Here is a 16808-nt window from a genome sequence, read left to right as displayed (position 1 = left end):
GATGCCGGCTTCCCTGCGCTCGCCCTGGGCCTGGCTGCCGCCCGCCGTCGCGCTGGCGCTGGTGGCCGGCATCCTTGCCACGGACACCAACCGCGCGCTGTTCCTGTGGCTGAACCATGGCGGCCAGGCCGTCGGCGATCCCGTGTGGTTCCACCTGACGATGCTGGGCGACGGCGCGGTGGCGCTGGCGCTCGTGCTGCCGTGGATCCGCCGTGCGCCGCACCTGTTCTGGGCGGCACTGCTGGCGGGCGTCGTGGCAGGCCTGTGGACCCAGGTCACCAAGGAGTTCATCGACGTGCCGCGGCCGTTGTCCGTGCTCGCGAGCGACGCGTTTCACCACGCCGGCCCGGCCTATCGCCGCGTGTCGTTCCCATCCGGCCACGCCGCGACCGTGTTCGCACTGGCCGGCATCTGGGCCATGGGCGCGCAAGGCCGGCGGCTGTGGCGCGGCCTGCTGCTCGTGCTGGCGAGTCTCGTCGGGCTGTCGCGCATCATGGTCGGCGTGCACTGGCCGCTCGACATCCTGTGGGGGATGCTGGGCGGCTGGCTGGGCGCGTGGGCCGGTCTCGCGCTGCAGGCGCGCTGGCGCGGGCCGTGGCCGACGGCGGGGCCGGCCGGCAGGGTGGCCGGCGCGGTGCTGATGGCGGTGGCGGCGAGCCTCGTTGTCAGCCGCCACATCGGCATCCCGGCGGTGCTGCCGGCGCAGCGCCTGCTCGGGGTCGTGTGTCTCGCGTGGGGGACCTGGGAGATGGGCTGCCTGTCGCGGGCGCCACCGGCGCGCGCGGTGCGGCTGCGCTGGTGGCTGGGCAGGATCGGCCTGGTGCGGCTCGTGCAGCGGGTGCAGAGGAGGCGCGGCGATGGCTGAGGAAGACAGGTGGCTGCTGCTGGGTTTTATCGGGCAGGCCGTGTTCATGGGCCGGTTCGTCATCCAGTGGCTGGCCAGCGAGCGCGACCGGCGCAGCGTGATCCCCGTGTCGTTCTGGTACCTGAGCATCGCGGGTGCGCTCGTGCTGCTCGTGTATGCGCTGCACCGGCGCGATCCCGTGTTCGTCGCGGGGCAGGGCCTCGGCGTCGCGATCTACCTGCGCAACCTGCAGCTGATCCGGCGCTCAGCGCAGGGCGAGCAGCGACACCTTGGCGGCCAGCACGAGCAGCACGGCGCCCACCGTCCGGTCGAGCCAGACGAGGCGTGCGCGCAGCCAGGCCAGCACCGGGCGCGACGAGAACAGCAGCGCGACGAGCGCGAACCACAGCAGCGACTCGGCGACGAGCAGCGTCCACAGCAGCGCGACGTCGGCGGCGGCCAGGTCCGGTTTCAGGGCCTGGGACAGGACGGAGCCGAAGTACAGCATCGCCTTGGGATTGAGCAGGTTCGTGAGGAAGCCGCTGACGAAGGCTTTGTGCCCGGCCTGCGTGCCCGGCGCATCCGGCAGCTGGCCGCGCGAGCGCAGGCACTGGATGCCGAGCCACGCGAGGTACAGGGCGCCGACGACGGCCAGGATGCGCGACAGGCCCGGCAGCGCCGCCAGCACGAGCGACATGCCGAGAACGGAGATCAGGACATAGATGCCGATCGCCGTCGCGACGCCGGCCGCGGCCCACAGGCCGGCGCGGCGGCCGGACACGATGGCGGTGCGTGTCACGACGGCGAAGTCGGGACCCGGCGAGATCAGGGCCAGTGCGTGGATGCCAAGGATGAGGAGTAACGTGTTCGAGGTCATGGCATGGCGGACGGCGGGAGGTGGACAGTGCCGTACATCGTAGCACCGTCCGCCTCAAGCCGCAGACCGCCGCATCACTCGCGGCCGAACGCGGGATTCGGGCGCGTGAGGTAGTACCACTCGTGGTTCGGCTGGGCGTTCACATCCGGGAACAGGATGCGGCCCGCGAATTCCGCGACGACGGGCGTGCCGTCCGCGCGCATGCCGATCTGTTCGCCTTCCGCGACCGGGTCGAAGCTGGCCCACTGGCGCGTGAACTGGTCGCCGGCGTCGAGCTTGTCGTGCACGACGACCATCTGCAGCGCTTCCATCTCCTCGAACGCGATGGGTGCCGGTTCGGGTGCGTCGATGATCTTCAGGAAGGCGAGGGTGTTCATGATGGCCGTGTAGGCGACGTCCGGCGCGCGCGGGTCGAGGTGCTGGCCGCATTCGAGCGTCAGCGCGTAGCCTCCGGTGCTGCGCATGTATTCCGTCGTGCCCATGCCGTAGCGCAGGACCGTCTGCAGCTCTTGCGCGTTGCCGCGCGAGCGGCGCTGGACGCCGCCGCCGTACGCGGCCATCCAGCCCGTGACGAAGCGGCGAACGCCCAGGCGGCGCGCGAGCGCGCGTTCCTGGCGCATGTGAGTGAAGGGTTCCAGAGGGCCGTCGTTGTCGAGCGGGCCGACCATCACGAACGGTTCGCCGTGCGCCGCGTTGAACGAGTGCAGGTCGAGCAGGACGTCGTGCTGGGCCAGCAGCGGGCACAGCCAGTTGGCCACGTGGTCCTCGAAGTCGTGCGGTTCCGCTTTCGGGGACAGGTCGCGGTTCAGGTTGCGGTCGCCCGAGCGCGTATTTTGCGCATAGGCCTTCGGATTCACGATGGGGACGAAGGTGACACTGCCGTTCACGATGGCGAGTGTACCGGCGTCGATCTCCGCCATGATCCGCTGGATGGCCTGGGTGCCGCACTTTTCGTTGCCGTGCGTGGCGCCCATGATGATGACTTTCGGGCCTTGGCCCTGGCCGGTGTAGTTGACGGATTTGAAGTGCAGCTGGCTGGCGGGGATCATGCGGCGTTTTCCAAAAGAATGAATGCGAAGAATGCGGGCATTGTAGCGTGCCGGCCCCGCCCATGGCATCATCCGTGGTTTTCGTAGAAGAATGCCAGCATGGACGGCGTCAATACGGGGACTGCGTCCCGCATCCACGGCCTCGACACCTTGCGCGCGCTTGCGGTAACGCTCGTCGTGGTGCACCACTACACGCTGTTCGTCAGCGACGCGCCCACGTTCGGCTGGGTCGGGACGATGGGCTGGGCGGGCGTCGACCTGTTCTTCGCGCTGTCCGGCTACCTGATCGGCAACCAGATCTTCGCGGCGCTCGGGTCCGCCCGCGGGTTCGGACTCGGCCGGTTTTACCTGCGCCGGCTGCTGCGTACGCTCCCCAATTTCTGGGTCGTGCTGGCGCTGTACGCGCTGTGGCCGGCCTGGCGCGGCGACACGCCGATGCTCCCGCTGTGGCAGTACCTCACCTTCACGCAGAACATCCATCTGGAACCGGGCACCGCGTTTTCGCACGCGTGGTCGCTGTGCATCGAGGAACAGTTCTATATGCTGCTGCCGGCCGCCGCCATCCTCGGCGCCGCACTCGGGCAGGCCGGCGTGAGGCAGCGCTGGGCGTGGGGCGCGTTGCTGCTGGCCGTCGCGGGCGGGATGCTGGCCCGCGCGACGATCTGGCAGGACGGCCAGGATGCACCTAACCGACTCGGTTACTACTACCAGTACATCTATTACTCGAGCTGGTGCCGTGCCGACGAATTGCTGGCCGGTGTCGCGCTCGCGCTGCTGAAACACCGCGCGCCGGGCCTGTGGCGCCGCGTCCTTGCGCGCGGCAATGCGCTGCTGGCGGCCGGCCTGGCCGTTATCGGCGCCACGTTCGCGTGGTTCCTCGCCGATCATTATGCGCTCGCCCAGACGGTGGCCGGCTACCCGCTGCTGGCCTTCGGCTTTTCCCTGCTGATCCTGGCCGCGCTGGCGCCGGGATCGCTCTTGCACCGCGTGCGCGTGCCGGGTGCGGCCCGCCTCGCGCTGTGGTCGTACGCGATCTACCTGACGCACAAATCCGTCAGCATCCTCGTCGCGGCGCGCATGGCGCAGGCGGGTTATAACGCGGAGAATCCAGTCACGATCGCCGCGTGCATGGCGGCGTCGCTGGCGGCCGGGTGGCTGTTGTACGTCCTCGTGGAGACGCCGTTCATGCGCCTGCGCGCACGGTGGGATGCGGCGCTCAGCCCCGCACCCGCACCGGCGCTTCGATGACGTCGAAGGCGGCCGGCATGTCCGCCAGCCAGGCTTGCAGGTGGGCGATGCGCATCGACGGGTCGTAGCCTTCGGTGGTTGCCAGCGCCGCGCGCAGGCCGGGCAGGGCTTCCGGGGTGCGCGGGCTGTCGCAGGCGTCGATCAGCATCGCGACGAGGTCCGTCGGCGCCGTGCTGCCGCGGCGCAGGCGCGCGTGGATGACGGCCAGCAGCGCGCGCTGCATGCGCGGCGTCGGATGGGTGATGTGGGCGAACACGGTGGGCGTGTTCGTGATGGCCTCGCAGATCGCCGTCTCCATCCGGTCCGCCGTCAGGTCGGACGCGATGTCGAAATAGGCGCGGTCCCAGCGCGTGTGGGAGTAGCGGTGGCCGGGCGGGAAGGCGTCGACGCTTTCCAGGCCGAGGGCGCGGCTGGCACGGGACAGCAGGGACGAAATAACGGGGAGCAGCGGCATCGTTAACGTACGGCGATCTTCGAGATGCTCGCTAGTGTAGACGAAGAAAAGGAAACGCGCGGTAGACCGCCACAGAGTGACAGTCTGCCCGCGCGGAAAACTTGGACGATTACGCTGCCGAAGCCGCCGTGCTGTCCGTGAACTTCCCGTTACGGAAATCCTCGACGGCCTGGAACACCTCGGCCTGCGTGTTCATCACGAACGGGCCGTATTGGGCGATCGGCTCGTTCAGCGGCCGGCCCGCGATCAGCAGCAGGCGCGACGGTTGCGACGCCTTGATGCGTACGCCGTCGGCGGTCCTGGCGTTGTCGAGGATCGCCATGCGGGCCTGCGGCACGGCTTTACCTTCGACGACGACCTCGCCCCGGAATACGTACAGGAACGCGTTGTGCCCGGCCGGCAGCGCCTGTTCGAACGTGGCGCCTGCAGGCAGCTCGATGTCCAGGTACAGGGGTTCCGTGACCTCGCGCTGCACGGCGCCGGCGACGCCGTGGGTACTGCCGGCGATCACTTGCACGGTCGCGCCCGAGTCCAGCGTGAAGCGAGGCACTGCTTCGGCCGGGATGTCGCGGTACCACGGTGCGCTCATCTTGTCCCTGGCGGCCAGGTTGAGCCAAAGCTGGAACCCTTCCATCAGGCCTTCGTTCTGCTCCGGCATTTCCGAGTGAATCACGCCGCGGCCTGCCGTCATCCACTGCACGCCGCCGTTCGTGATCGAGCCTTCATGGCCGGCGCTGTCGCGGTGGCGCATGTTCCCCGTCAGCATGTAGGTGACGGTCTCGAAGCCGCGGTGCGGGTGCTCCGGGAAGCCGGCGATGTAATCGCCCGCCTTGTCGCTGCCGAACGCGTCCAGCATGAGGAACGGGTCGAGTCGGCGCTGCAGCGGTTGCGTCAGGACGCGGTTGATCTTGACGCCCGCGCCGTCCATCACGAACTGGCCGCCGACCAGGCGTTCGACGCCGCGGCTGGTGGCCACGGCCTGGGTTTGCACTTGCTGGGTCATGATCGCTCTCTCCTTGACGCAATGTTGATGGTTTATGCCAGTGCTGCGACTGCGGCGTCCGCGTCGGCCTGGCCTTTCGCAGCCGCTTCCGGACCCATCGCCAGGCCTGCCGAGTAGATGAACTGGTGGTCCGTCAGGCCCAGGAAGTTCAGCAGCATGCGGATGTGCGGGACTTGCGGGTCGGCGTCGAGCGGGTAGATGCCGCCGCGGGCCGTGGCCACGAACACCTTCTTGTTCTTCAGCAGGCCTTCCGGACCGTTCTCCGTGTAGCGGAAGGTCACGCCGGCGCGGGCGATGGCGTCGAACCATGCTTTCAGCTGGATCGGCATGCCGAAGTTGTACATCGGGGCGCCGATCACGATCACGTCGGCGGCCTGCGCTTCGGCGATCAGCGTGTCGTCCAGGGCCACGCGGGCAGCCTGCTCGGCCGTGCGCTGGTCGGCCGGGGTGAACAGGGCACCCAGCGCCGCTTCGTCCAGCACCGGATGCGGGTTCGCGCCCAGGTCGCGCACGGTGACGGTCGCGCCCGGGTTGGCGCCGGCCACCTTGGCGACGATCGCATTGGCGACGCGGGTCGATTCGGATTGGTTGCCGCGCAGGCTGGAGTTGATTTGCAGGATGTTCATGGTGTGCTCCTTCGTTGTTGGTTCGTGTTTCGATGGAGTCACTTTAACGGTTCCAAATATCGTGCGGTAGACGGTAGAATGGATAACATTATTCAATGAGTGGAACAATCCCATCTATGGACGTCGAACCGAACGACCTGCTGCTGTTTGCCCGCATCGTCGAGGCCGGCAGCTTCAGCATGGCCGCGCAGCGCCTCGATTTGCCGAAGTCGACCGTGTCGCGCCGTATCGCGATGCTGGAGGCGAGCGTGGGCGAGCGCCTGCTGCAGCGGACGACGCGGCGCCTGATGCTGACGGAATTCGGCGCGAGCCTGCTGGAACATGCACGCAAGGTGGCGGAAGAGGTGGAGGCGGCCGGCGCGCTGGCCCAGCACCGCCAGGCCGCGCCCAGCGGCAAGCTGCGCATCTCGATGCCGCAGGATTTCGCCAACGTCGTCATGGCGGACATGATTCCGCAATTCATGGACCGCTATCCGGCCGTGTCGCTGGAACTGGATCTGTCGCCGCGGCGCGTGGACCTCGTCGCGGAAAACTTCGACATCGCGATCCGCATGGGCGATCTGCCCGAGGATTCGACCCTGGCCGCGCGCCGCGTCGCCATCCAGCAGTTCGGCCTGTACGCCGCGCCGTCCTATCTCGCGCGGCGGGGCCTGCCCGAGCATCCGGACGACCTGCTGCAACACGATTTGCTGTGCATCCTCAGCCGCTCGGGCGGTGCCGTGCCGTGGATTCTGCAGCGAGGCAAAGTGCGGTGGGAGAAGGAGCTGACGGCCCGCCTGACGGCCAATTCGCCCCAGCTGCTGGCGAAGATCGCGTCGAGCGGGGCCGGCATCGCGGCGAGCACGGATTTCATCGTGGCCAAGCACGTCAAGAAGGGAGAACTGGTGCGCGTGCTGCCGGACTGGGATCTGCCGGGTTCGACGGGCTGGGCCGTGTTCCCCGGCAGGCGGCTGATGCCCGCGAAGACGCGGGCGTTTCTCGACATGCTGGACGAGGTGTTTTGCAAGAATCGCGACAAGTCCGCGTGAGGTCAGGTCGATGCAGGTGCGGTGCGGGTCGTGCCGCGCTGGGTAGCCAGTACCACGATGCCGTACACGATCTCGATGACGCCACCGACTTTTACAGGCAAACGAGGCCGGCGATGGTCCAGACGGTGCCCGACACGAACAGCCCGGGCGCGCCGCCCAGGTAGGCCGTGCGCATGTCCTGCTGGGCGTCGGCGACGGTAAGAGATCCCTGCATGGTTTGCCTCCTGGAAAAGGCGACCATGCTGCCATGAAAAGCCTGTCAGTACAATCAGGCCGGCCGGTTGCCCATCATCTCGCCCAGGCGCACGGAGCGTTCCGGCGCCCAGTCCGGGTTGAAGCGGATCGTATCGGGACGGAACAGCATGACGACCGTCGAGCCGAGCAGGAAGCGCCCCATCTCTTCCCCCTTTTTCAGGACGATGTCGCGGTCCGCGTACGTCCACTCCGTCACCTTCTGCAGGCGCGTCGGATTCACGACCCCGTGCCACACGGTGGCCATGCTGCCGACGATCGTCGCGCCCACGAGCACCATCACGAACGGGCCGTACTCCGGCGATTCGAACACGCATACCACGCGCTCGTTGCGGGCGAACAGGTTCGGCACGCCGCGCGCCGTCGTCGGGTTCACGGAGAACAGGGCGCCCGGCACATAGATCATGCGGGTCAGCTTGCCGTCGCACGGCATGTGCAGGCGGTGGTAATCCTTCGGCGACAGGTACAGGTTGGCGAAGCAGCCGTGCTGGAACTCCCTGGCGAGGTTCGCGTCGCCGCCGACCAGTTCCGTCGTCGTGAAGCGGTGGCCCTTCGCCTGCAGGATGTGATGGTCGTCGATCGCGCCGAACTGGCTGATGGCGCCGTCGACCGGGCAGACGAAATCGGCATCGGCCAGCGGGCGCACGCCGGCCTTCAGCGGGCGGGTGAAGAATTCGTTGAAGCTTTTATAGCTGGTGATGTCCGGATTCTCGGCCTCGAGCATGTTCACACCGTACTTCGCGACGAACCAGCGGATCAGTCGCGTCGTCACCGTGCCGCCATTGGCACCGGCCACGCGGCCGGCAAACGTCGTGAGGCGCCGTTTCGGCAGCAGGTACTGGGGCAGGACTTTCAGGCGATCGGACACGGTAAACCTCGATATGAAGACGCGCCATTATAGCGGCACGGATGTTCTCTAAGGCAAAACGGCGGGGTCGCCGCCGGTAATGCATATCAAAAATATTTACGTAAGAGCAACAATAAGTCGGCGATCTGTTGGACAATGGCGGCCGGTCTATTTTGCCATTCTGACATGCATACCGTGAAAACGCCATTCCGCCTCACCTTGCTCGCCGCCGCCATCGCCGCCTCGTGTGCCGTTCATGCCCAGCAAGCGCCCAAGCCGCTCGCCAAAGAGGACAAGATCCAGCAGGTCGAGGTGAAAGGCGCGGCCGACGCCTACGATCCGCGCCGCGACGACACCGCCAGCAAGATCGTCGTCAATCACGACGAGATCGTCAAGTACGGCGACACGAGCGTGCTCGACGTGCTGAAGCGCGTGCCGGGCGTGACCGTCAGCGGGACGGGCGGAGGACGGGGCGGCGAAATCCGCATGCGCGGACTCGGCGCCGGCTACACGCAGGTGCTGCTCAACGGCGAGCGCGCGCCGGCCGGCTTTTCCATCGATTCGCTGGCGCCGGACGTCATCGAACGCATCGAAGTACTGCGTGCGGCCAGCGCGGAATTCTCCACGCAGTCGATCGCCGGCACCATCAACATCGTCCTCAAGAAGACGATCAAAACGGCCCAGCGCGAACTGAAGGCGGGGTATGGCCATGGGCACGATGTGGCGAACCCGTCGCTCAACCTGCAGCTGTCGGACCGTATCGGCAAACTGTCGTATTCGCTGTCGGCAAACCTGTCGCGCTCGCACTTCTGGCGTGAGCCGGCGACCGTCGAGCGGCATCTCGACACGGCCGACCGCCTCGACGGCCTGCGTCTGGGCCACCAGTCCGACGCCGCCCGGTTCACGGCCTTCAACCTGGGCCCCCGCCTGAACTGGAGCTTCGACAACGGCGATACCCTGACATCGCAGACGTTCTTCAACATCAACCGGTTCCAGAACGCGTCCGAGGGACGCCTCGCCACCCGGCTCGGCCCGCTGCCCGCGTACCCGGCGCTGGACCAGACGATGAGCAACGACAACCGCTTCTTCCGCGAAGAGCTGAACTGGGTGCACAAGTTCGCGGGCGGCGGCAAGCTGGACGCCAAGCTCAGCGGCCTGTACGGCGCCCTCGCCAACGCGACCTACCGCACCGGCAGCGGCAACCCGGCGTCGCCGGCGCTGCACGAAGTGATCTTTTCGGCCGGCACGGACCGCGGCATCAGCTCGATGGGCAAATACACGAGCGCCAGCTGGGAAGGCCACGCGCTCGCCTTCGGCTGGGACGGCGGCTATTCGACGCGCGACGACGCCCGCCGCGACCGCGACTACTTCCGGCCCGACGTCGCGCTGCCCGGCGGGGACGAAGTCTACAATGCCCACGTCGCCCGCCTGGCCGTCTACACGCAGGACGAGTGGAACGTGACGCCGCGCTGGTCCGTGTACCTGGGCGCGCGCTGGGAAGGCATCCAGACGAGAACCGAAGGCAACACGTTCGCGACGGCCCATTCGCGCTCGACCGTGTGGAGCCCGCTGATGCAGACCCTGTACAAGCTGCCGGACACGAAGGGCGACCAGGTCCGCCTGGCCGTCACGCGCACCTATAAGGCGCCGGGCTTGCAGAGCCTTATTCCGCACCGCTTCACGTCCGTCAACAATAGCCAGACGGAACCGGACTTCATCGGCAACCCGAACCTGCAGCCGGAGCTGGCGCTGGGCATCGACGCGTCGTACGAGCATTACTGGGCCGAGGGCGCGCTGCTGTCGGCGAGCGTATCGAGCCGGCGCATCGACGGCTACACGCGCAATCAGGTGCTGTTCGATGGCACGCGCTGGGTGTCGATGCCGTCCAACGCCGGCCAGGCGCGCACGCACGGCCTGGAACTGGAAGCGAAATTCCCGCTGAAGGCGCTGATCGACACGAAAGAGGCGCTGGACCTGCGCGCGAGCCTGTCGCGCAACTGGTCGACCGTCGATTCCGTGCCGGGTCCGAACAACCGCCTGGACGCGCAGACGCCGTTCTCCGCCACCCTGGGCGCGGACTACAAGCGTGGACCGCTGACGGTAGGCGGCTCGTACGTATTCAAGAACGGCGGCCAGGTGCGCGTGTCGGCGAACCAGATCAGCTACCAGTCCGTGCGCCGCGACCTCGACCTGTACGCGTTGTGGAAATTCGACCCGAAGCTGCAACTGCGCGTCGCCACGTCGAACCTGCTCGCGCAGGACTACATCAGCGAAAGCAGCTACGTCCTGGCCGGCAACGGCACGCAGTCGACGCGCACCATCACGCCGCTGTACCGCAGCGTGCGCGCGACGCTCGAAATGAAGTTCTGACACTCGACGCCGGGCTGTACGCATCTCCGAATCTATCCGCAAACGTTATACCACCATACAAAATCCGCATAGGATTGTTGGCAATCTTTTCTCGTAACATTGTATTTATGCGATAACGTTGTCGCGCCGTTCCACACAACCACTGCGATGACTCAAGCGACATTCCCGCCGGCTGGAATGTGATCCATATCGAGCCGGCAGCATACGAGAGCGATACCCAAAAATTACTATAAGGAGATATTTGCTGTGCGAAACGGAAATGTAAAAACGATTAGAAAGACGATGGTGGCCCAAGCCTGCGCGCTGCTCGTGGCAGGGCCCATTGCCGCGCATGCGCAGGACACGGGCACGGCGAGTGCCAGCGGAGACGCGACCGCCCCGAGCACCGTGATCGTCACCGGTCAGCGGGCGGCGTTGAAGTCGGCGCGCGATCTCAAGCAGGACGCCAACCAGATCGTCGACTCGATCCAGGCAACCGATATCGGCAAGCTGCCGGACGTGAGTACCGTCGAGTCGCTGCAGCGGGTCGCAGGCGTCCAGATCCAGCGCCGCTATGGCGAGGGTGGCACCGATTACGACCATCGCACCGAGCCCGCGATCACGATCCGCGGCATCACGCAGGTTCGCAACCTGATCGACGGACGCGACTTTTTTACGGCCAACGGTGGCCGGGCGCCGGACCTGGAAGGGCTCCCGTCCGAACTCATGGCCGGCGTCGACGTCTACAAGAATGCGGCGTCCAACCTGATCGAAGGCGGTGTCGGCGGCGTGGTCAACATTCGCACGCGACTGCCATTCGACTCAAAAGAAGACGTCAACGTCATTACGCTCAAGTCCAATTACTACGACCGGATTCGCAAGTATTCGCCGTCGGGTTCGGGACTGTTGAGCCGCCAGTTCAAGACGGACTTTGGCCGCATGGGCTTCCTGGTCAATGCAACGGCGAGCAAGACCTATTATCGCCAGGACGCCGTTCTTCAACAGCAGCAGCACTGCCTGACGGCCACGGTTGGCAAATGTGCGACCGACCCGGCGCAGGCGCCCTCGGCGGCCAAGGTCGCGGCCTACAATTCGATGCCCAACAAGGGGTCTCTCTCCGAACTCTATGTGCCGACATCCTTCGAGATGTACCAGGACTCGGGTGAGCGCAAGCGCCAGGGCCTGGCGCTCGCCTACCAGTGGCAGGTGAACAACGACGTTCTCCTCACGGCACAAAATCTCTATTCGAACTACACGTTCATCCGTCGCGGAGAATACATCTACGGCGACGACAAGAACAGCGACCCGCGCGCAGCAGCGGGTTCCACATGGACCTGGGCAGCGGATGGCAGCGCTACGAGCGGCGTATTGTCGCCGCAGATTTTTTCGTCGTCCCGCTTCGACCAGGATGTTCGCAATCGCACGAACCTGTCCGCCGTGAACCTCAAGTGGCGCATCTCGGACAGGCTCAGGTCGAAGACCGACTTCGCGTATGAACGTGCCAGCTACGACGCCGACCGCAATGGCGACTCGATCAAGCTGTACGATAATGAAAGCAGAAGCGTCGCCAATATTCCCAACCTGAATCTGGCCTTCGATGTGCGCGGCAGGATCCCGACATTTTCGATCGTCGATCCGGCCAATCCGGGCAATCCGTATGCCTATTTCGGCAATCCGAAGAATTGGTATTACGAGTGGCTCGCCAATGCTGTCGACCGCCATAAGCTGAACATGTCGGCGCTCAGCCAGGATTTCGACTACGACCTCGGGGGCGACAGCTTCTTTACCAAACTGCACGTCGGCATCCGGGCAGCCGATACCAAGGTGCTGTTGCGGGGTAACTGGAACAACACCGGCGTGTGCAACGACACGGGCACCAACCCCAGCTGGGGAGCATGCCCGCTTATTCCGGTTGCGCAACACCCAGGTCTCGCCTACGCCGGGCCTGCCAGCAATTTCATGCAGCCGGGTATTGGCTGGCCTGTTGCAGTGTTCCCGGAGTACGCCAATCCCAACTCGAGCGTTCTCGATCGTACCGTTGCGACTTATGCGGAGTTATTCGCCGGGAAGCCCAATACGTATACGTTCGATACCACGTTCCGTCCCGGGGATATCAACGAGCAACGGGAAAAGACGCGGTCCTTCTTTGTCACGGGTGACTTCGGTACGAGCGTATTCGGTTACGACCTCGACGGTACCGCCGGTATTCGCGTCGTGAAGACCGATCAGACGTCGATCGGCTATGTGCAGGACAGCACCGGATCGCGCGCTGCCACGCTCAATAACAGCTACAAGAATTTCCTCCCCAGCCTCAATACACGCCTGCACCTGAACGAGGACGTGCAGGTCCGGTTTGGCTACAGCAAGACGATGACGCGGCCAAACTTTACCGACATGGCCGCCCATGTTCAGTTGAATCCGAACATCCCTTCGCAGTACGACGCCAACGGACGCCCGACGGGCAGTTCCGGTAATCCGTACCTGAAGCCGATGACTGCGACTTCCTACGACTTGACGTTGGAAGACTATTGGGGAACGTCGAATATGGCGTTCGTCGGTTTGTTCAAGAAGGATATCAGCGGTTACCTGGCCGGCGGCACCGAACCGATGAACTTCGGTGGCGTCATCTACGACATCGGAACCAGCATCAATCTCGGCAAGGGCACCGTAAAAGGCATCGAAGCCGGCTTTACCCAGTTCTTCGATTTCCTTCCCGACCCATTCAAGGGATTCGGCATACAGGCCAACTATACCTATGTGGACTCGAGCGTCGAGCTCAAGCCCGGGACGCTTATTCCCTTGCCGAAGTTGTCCAAGAATAGCTACAACCTGATCGGCCTCTATGAAAAGGGACCGTTACAGGCGCGTCTGGCGTACAACTGGCGTTCCTCTTACCTTGACCAGATCAACGGCAGTGGTGTGTTTGGCGCAAACCAGTACGCAGCCCCGTATTCGTCGCTCGATGCGTCGTTGAGCTATCAGATCAACAAGATCTTCACACTGTCGGCGGACGCCGTGAATCTGAGGAACTCGATGTACCACACGTATGTCGAGCGCCCCTCGGGCGGTTTGTTGTGGCAACTTAACGACCGCCGTTATAGTGTCTCCCTGAAAGCAAGCTTCTAGCACCGACATGAGCGAACGCGCCGCGGGTCTTTCCCCGGCGCGTTTTTTCAGCCTTCAAGGGGATAGGATGGTCAAGGATAAATGGATTCATAAAGTCGTCATTCTCGGCGGCGGCACCGCCGGATGGATGACGGCGGCCGCGTTGTCCCACACGTTCGGTCAGGCCGTCGAGATCGTCCTGGTCGAGTCCGACGCCATCGGCACGGTCGGCGTCGGAGAAGCGACGATTCCGCCGATCCGCACGTTTCACGACATGATCGGTATCGATGAAGCGGAGTTCATACGCGCCACCGGTGCGACCTTCAAACTCGGTATCGAATTCCGTGGATGGCTGAATGAACGTTCGACGTATTTCCACCCGTTCGGCGCGTATGGGGTGGAACGCGACATCGGCTACTTCTTCCAGTACTGGCTGCGTTTGAAGGAGAAGGGGCAGGTTGCCGACTTCTCCGAATTCTCGCTATGTACGTTGGCAGCGCGAAACAACGTATTCGCGCCCGCGTCCGAACGGCCGGGCGATCCACTGCAGCACCTCCAGTCGGCCTATCACTTCGACGCCGGCCGCTATGCAACCTATTTGAAGGGCGTCTGCATCGCGCGCGGCGTGTCGCACAAGATCGGCGACATGCTGACGGCGGAACACGACTCTGAAAATGGACACATCAGGGGTCTGAAACTCAAGTCGGGCGAGCTTGTGTCGGGTGACTTGTTCATCGATTGCTCCGGACAGCGGGCCATGCTTCTCGGGCAGGAACTGGGTGTCGACTATGAAGACTGGTCACGCTGGCTGCCGATGAATCGCGCCTGTGCAGTGCCTTGTGAACAAAGGCTGGCTCTGACGCCCTATACGATTTCCACGGCCAGGCCTTTTGGGTGGCAGTGGCGGATACCTTTGCAACATCGCGTGGGTAACGGTGTGGTGTATTCGAGCGAATTTACCTCGGATGAGGCGGCAGAGCGGTGTCTGCTGGATGGACTGGAGGGGGAGCCACTCGCGCCGATCAACCGCATCAAGTTCACGGCAGGACGGCGCAAGACGCCCTGGTACAAGAACGTGGTGGCCATCGGGCTTGCCAGCGGGTTTCTCGAGCCGCTGGAGTCGACCAGCATTTACTTTATTCAATCCAGCATCCAGCGGCTCATCAGGTACTTCCCGGATACCGGGTTTTCTCCGGTGTGCGCACAGGCTTTCAATAAGGAAGCGGTCCGGGAAATCGAAAACGTCAGGGACTTCCTCATCCTGCATTATCACGCCACCGAGCGCGACGACTCGGCATTATGGCGCTACGTGAAAGCCATGCGGATTCCGGACAGCCTCCAGGAACGTATTGAGCTGTTCCGTGAGCGTGGACAGCTGAACCTCGCTGCTGAAGAACTGTTCCAGAGCACGTCCTGGCACGCCGTCCTGTTGGGGCAGGGGATTCAACCAAAAACGTATATGCCGACCATGGCCCTGCAAGACGACGCCGTCCTCGCGAATGCGTACAACAATCTTGAGCGCAACTTTAAAAAAATCGTGTCGAGGCTTCCGGATCATGCCGCCTACATCAAGGAAAAGAAGCTGACCTCGGTCATGGAGAATCGCTGAATGATCGCTCGTTCACTGCGGATCATGTCGTCAAGGTGTGTGGTTGTCATCGGATTGTGTGTCCTGGCAAGCGGTGCCCGTGCCGACAACAATAACGACAAGTCGCCGGGTGTCTCCGCCGCTGTGAAGGTCGACTGGCGGCATCCGGGTCCGCCGTTTGAAGGATGGGGAACCGCGCTTGCCTGGTTTGCCCATGTGAGCGGGCGATTCGCCGAGCCACATCGGACGCAATTGGCCGATTTGCTCTATGGGCCGGAAGGTCTTGCGCTGAATATCGCGCGTTACAACATCGGTGGCGGCAATGCGCCGGACACGCCGCCGTATCTGCGCCCCGGCGGGGATGTTCCCGGATTCTGGCGCAAGCCGGGCGCAGATGGGTGGAACCCGGATGCCGACGATGCCTGGGACTGGTCCGCGGATGCGGGGCAGCGCTGGTGGCTCGATGCAATCAAGACGCGGGTAGCGCCGCGCGATTTGATCCTGGAAGCGTTTTCGAACTCCCCTCCCTATTTCATGACCCGCAGCGGGCTGGTCTCCGGTAACGTCAACGGGTTGGAGGATAACCTTCTTCCGGGATTCGAAACCCAATTTGCGAGGTATCTGGCGCGAGTCACGGCGGAGCTCGAGCGGCGGCATGGCATTCGATTCAGGACACTCTCTCCGATCAACGAGCCCAATACGCCTTATTGGTTTTCCACGAACAAGCAAGAGGGCGCGCATTGGTCGCCCGAAGGGCAGTCGCGCATGTTCGTGGCGTTGGCGCAGGTATTGAAACAACAGGGCATGACGACGGAGATAGCCGGACCGGACGAGACCAATCCTCAGACCTTTTTCGTCGATTGGGCTGGTCTGTCGGCCGATGCGAAAGCTGTTATCCGCCAAATCAACGTCCACACCTACGAATGGATAGCAAAAAGCGGGGTCCGGGATATCGCGGAAACTTCTGGCAAACGGTTATGGATGTCGGAAGTCGACCTCTCGCCCAGCAATGTGCGTGAAGACATCAATGACATGCGTCCAGCCATCGCACTGGCTCAGCAGATCGTTACCGACATTAACAGCATGAATCCCCGCGCGTGGGTGCTGTGGCAAGCCATCGAAAACAGGTCTTCCGATCCGAAGAACAGCTCGAATTGGGGATTGATCAAGGCTGATTTTTCAAACCTGGAGCGGCCGGAATATCAGATTACGAAGAAATTCTGGGCGTTTGCCAATTTCACGAGATTCATCAGGCCGGGATATCGCTTCCTGAAATCCGATCACCCGGATGCATTGGTGGCTGAAAATCCCGAGACGAATGAAGTCGTCATCGTGGCAGTCAATCCGGGGATCGTATCGCGGATTCTGGACATCCGGCTGCCGGATACGAAACGCGGCAAATTGACGTGCAAAACCTTTATTACGCAGGCAAACGACAGCCTCGCGACGTCGAAACCCGCTTCGTGCGCCGCCAGGTTGACCGTGCATTCGCGACCCATGTCGGTGGTGACCGTCGTCGCGACACCTCAAAAATAGGC

14 protein-coding genes and 1 pseudogene are annotated in these 16808 nt (G+C 64.0%); 8 read left to right on the top strand and 7 right to left on the bottom strand.

From position 1 onward, the window contains the following. The first annotated feature begins 1 nt into the window (after position 1). Entirely contained in the window at positions 2–865 is an 864-nt protein-coding gene (locus P0M04_RS28325; RefSeq protein WP_259451011.1) for a phosphatase PAP2 family protein, read from the top strand. Further along, a pseudogene (locus tag P0M04_RS28320) lies at positions 858–1037 on the top strand (lipid-A-disaccharide synthase N-terminal domain-containing protein); the annotation flags it as partial. The gene P0M04_RS28325 and the pseudogene P0M04_RS28320, both read left to right, overlap by 8 nt. 72 nt (positions 1038–1109) lie before the next feature. Here P0M04_RS28320 and P0M04_RS28315 read toward each other — a convergent pair. Then, entirely contained in the window at positions 1110–1721 is a 612-nt protein-coding gene (locus tag P0M04_RS28315) for a LysE family translocator (RefSeq protein WP_259451012.1), read from the bottom strand. A gap of 74 nt (positions 1722–1795) precedes the next feature. Then, positions 1796–2770, bottom strand: a complete 975-nt coding sequence (locus P0M04_RS28310; RefSeq protein WP_259451013.1) for a M14 family metallopeptidase — start codon at positions 2768–2770, stop codon at positions 1796–1798. A gap of 99 nt (positions 2771–2869) precedes the next feature. On the opposite strand from P0M04_RS28310, the gene P0M04_RS28305 reads away from it, so the two are divergent. After that, a complete protein-coding gene (locus tag P0M04_RS28305) occupies positions 2870–4018 on the top strand; it encodes an acyltransferase family protein (protein WP_259451014.1) in 1149 nt (382 codons plus the stop codon). Here P0M04_RS28305 and P0M04_RS28300 read toward each other — a convergent pair. The 3 genes from P0M04_RS28300 to P0M04_RS28290 form a co-directional block, all read right to left on the bottom strand. Beyond that, positions 3987–4472, bottom strand: a complete 486-nt coding sequence (locus P0M04_RS28300; RefSeq protein WP_259451015.1) for a hypothetical protein — start codon at positions 4470–4472, stop codon at positions 3987–3989. The two genes, P0M04_RS28305 and P0M04_RS28300, sit on opposite strands and share 32 nt — an antisense overlap. Before the next feature lie 109 nt (positions 4473–4581). Next, a complete protein-coding gene (locus P0M04_RS28295; RefSeq protein WP_259451016.1) occupies positions 4582–5475 on the bottom strand; it encodes a pirin family protein in 894 nt (297 codons plus the stop codon). A gap of 32 nt (positions 5476–5507) precedes the next feature. Beyond that, the gene (locus P0M04_RS28290) at positions 5508–6101 is read right to left on the bottom strand and encodes an FMN-dependent NADH-azoreductase (protein WP_259451017.1); all 594 of its coding nucleotides are present in this window, start codon (positions 6099–6101) and stop codon (positions 5508–5510) included. A gap of 116 nt (positions 6102–6217) precedes the next feature. Here P0M04_RS28290 and P0M04_RS28285 point away from each other — a divergent pair, with 116 nt between their 5' ends. Then, positions 6218–7129, top strand: coding sequence for a LysR family transcriptional regulator (locus P0M04_RS28285; protein WP_259451018.1), 912 nt, complete (start codon positions 6218–6220; stop codon positions 7127–7129). A 91-nt stretch (positions 7130–7220) separates the two neighbouring features. Here P0M04_RS28285 and P0M04_RS28280 read toward each other — a convergent pair whose 3' ends face one another. Beyond that, entirely contained in the window at positions 7221–7343 is a 123-nt protein-coding gene (locus P0M04_RS28280; protein ID WP_259451019.1) for a hypothetical protein, read from the bottom strand. Positions 7344–7397: 54 nt separating this feature from the next. Then, positions 7398–8249, bottom strand: a complete 852-nt coding sequence (asd, locus tag P0M04_RS28275) for an archaetidylserine decarboxylase (RefSeq protein ID WP_259451020.1) — start codon at positions 8247–8249, stop codon at positions 7398–7400. Between the two features lie 174 nt (positions 8250–8423). Here asd and P0M04_RS28270 point away from each other — a divergent pair, with 174 nt between their 5' ends. The 4 genes from P0M04_RS28270 (at position 8424) to P0M04_RS28255 (ending at position 16806) form a co-directional block, all read left to right on the top strand. After that, the gene (locus P0M04_RS28270; protein WP_259451021.1) at positions 8424–10598 is read left to right on the top strand and encodes a TonB-dependent receptor plug domain-containing protein; all 2175 of its coding nucleotides are present in this window, start codon (positions 8424–8426) and stop codon (positions 10596–10598) included. A gap of 282 nt (positions 10599–10880) precedes the next feature. Further along, on the top strand, positions 10881–13703 hold the full coding sequence (locus P0M04_RS28265) for a TonB-dependent receptor (protein WP_259451022.1): 2823 nt from the start codon (positions 10881–10883) through the stop codon (positions 13701–13703). 7 nt (positions 13704–13710) lie between these two features. Continuing rightward, positions 13711–15291: a tryptophan halogenase family protein gene (locus P0M04_RS28260; RefSeq protein WP_259451023.1), complete on the top strand. Its 1581-nt coding sequence runs from the start codon at positions 13711–13713 to the stop codon at positions 15289–15291. Then, positions 15292–16806 carry a glycoside hydrolase gene (locus P0M04_RS28255; RefSeq protein WP_259451024.1) on the top strand — a complete coding sequence of 505 codons (1515 nt, stop codon included), beginning with the start codon at positions 15292–15294 and terminating at the stop codon, positions 16804–16806. The last annotated feature ends 2 nt before the right edge of the window (positions 16807–16808 follow it).

The sequence above is a fragment of the Telluria mixta genome, assembly GCF_029223865.1.
In the GTDB taxonomy this organism is placed as follows: Bacteria; Pseudomonadota; Gammaproteobacteria; order Burkholderiales; family Burkholderiaceae_D; genus Telluria; species Telluria mixta.
This window is presented reverse-complemented; position numbering and strand designations above follow the sequence as displayed.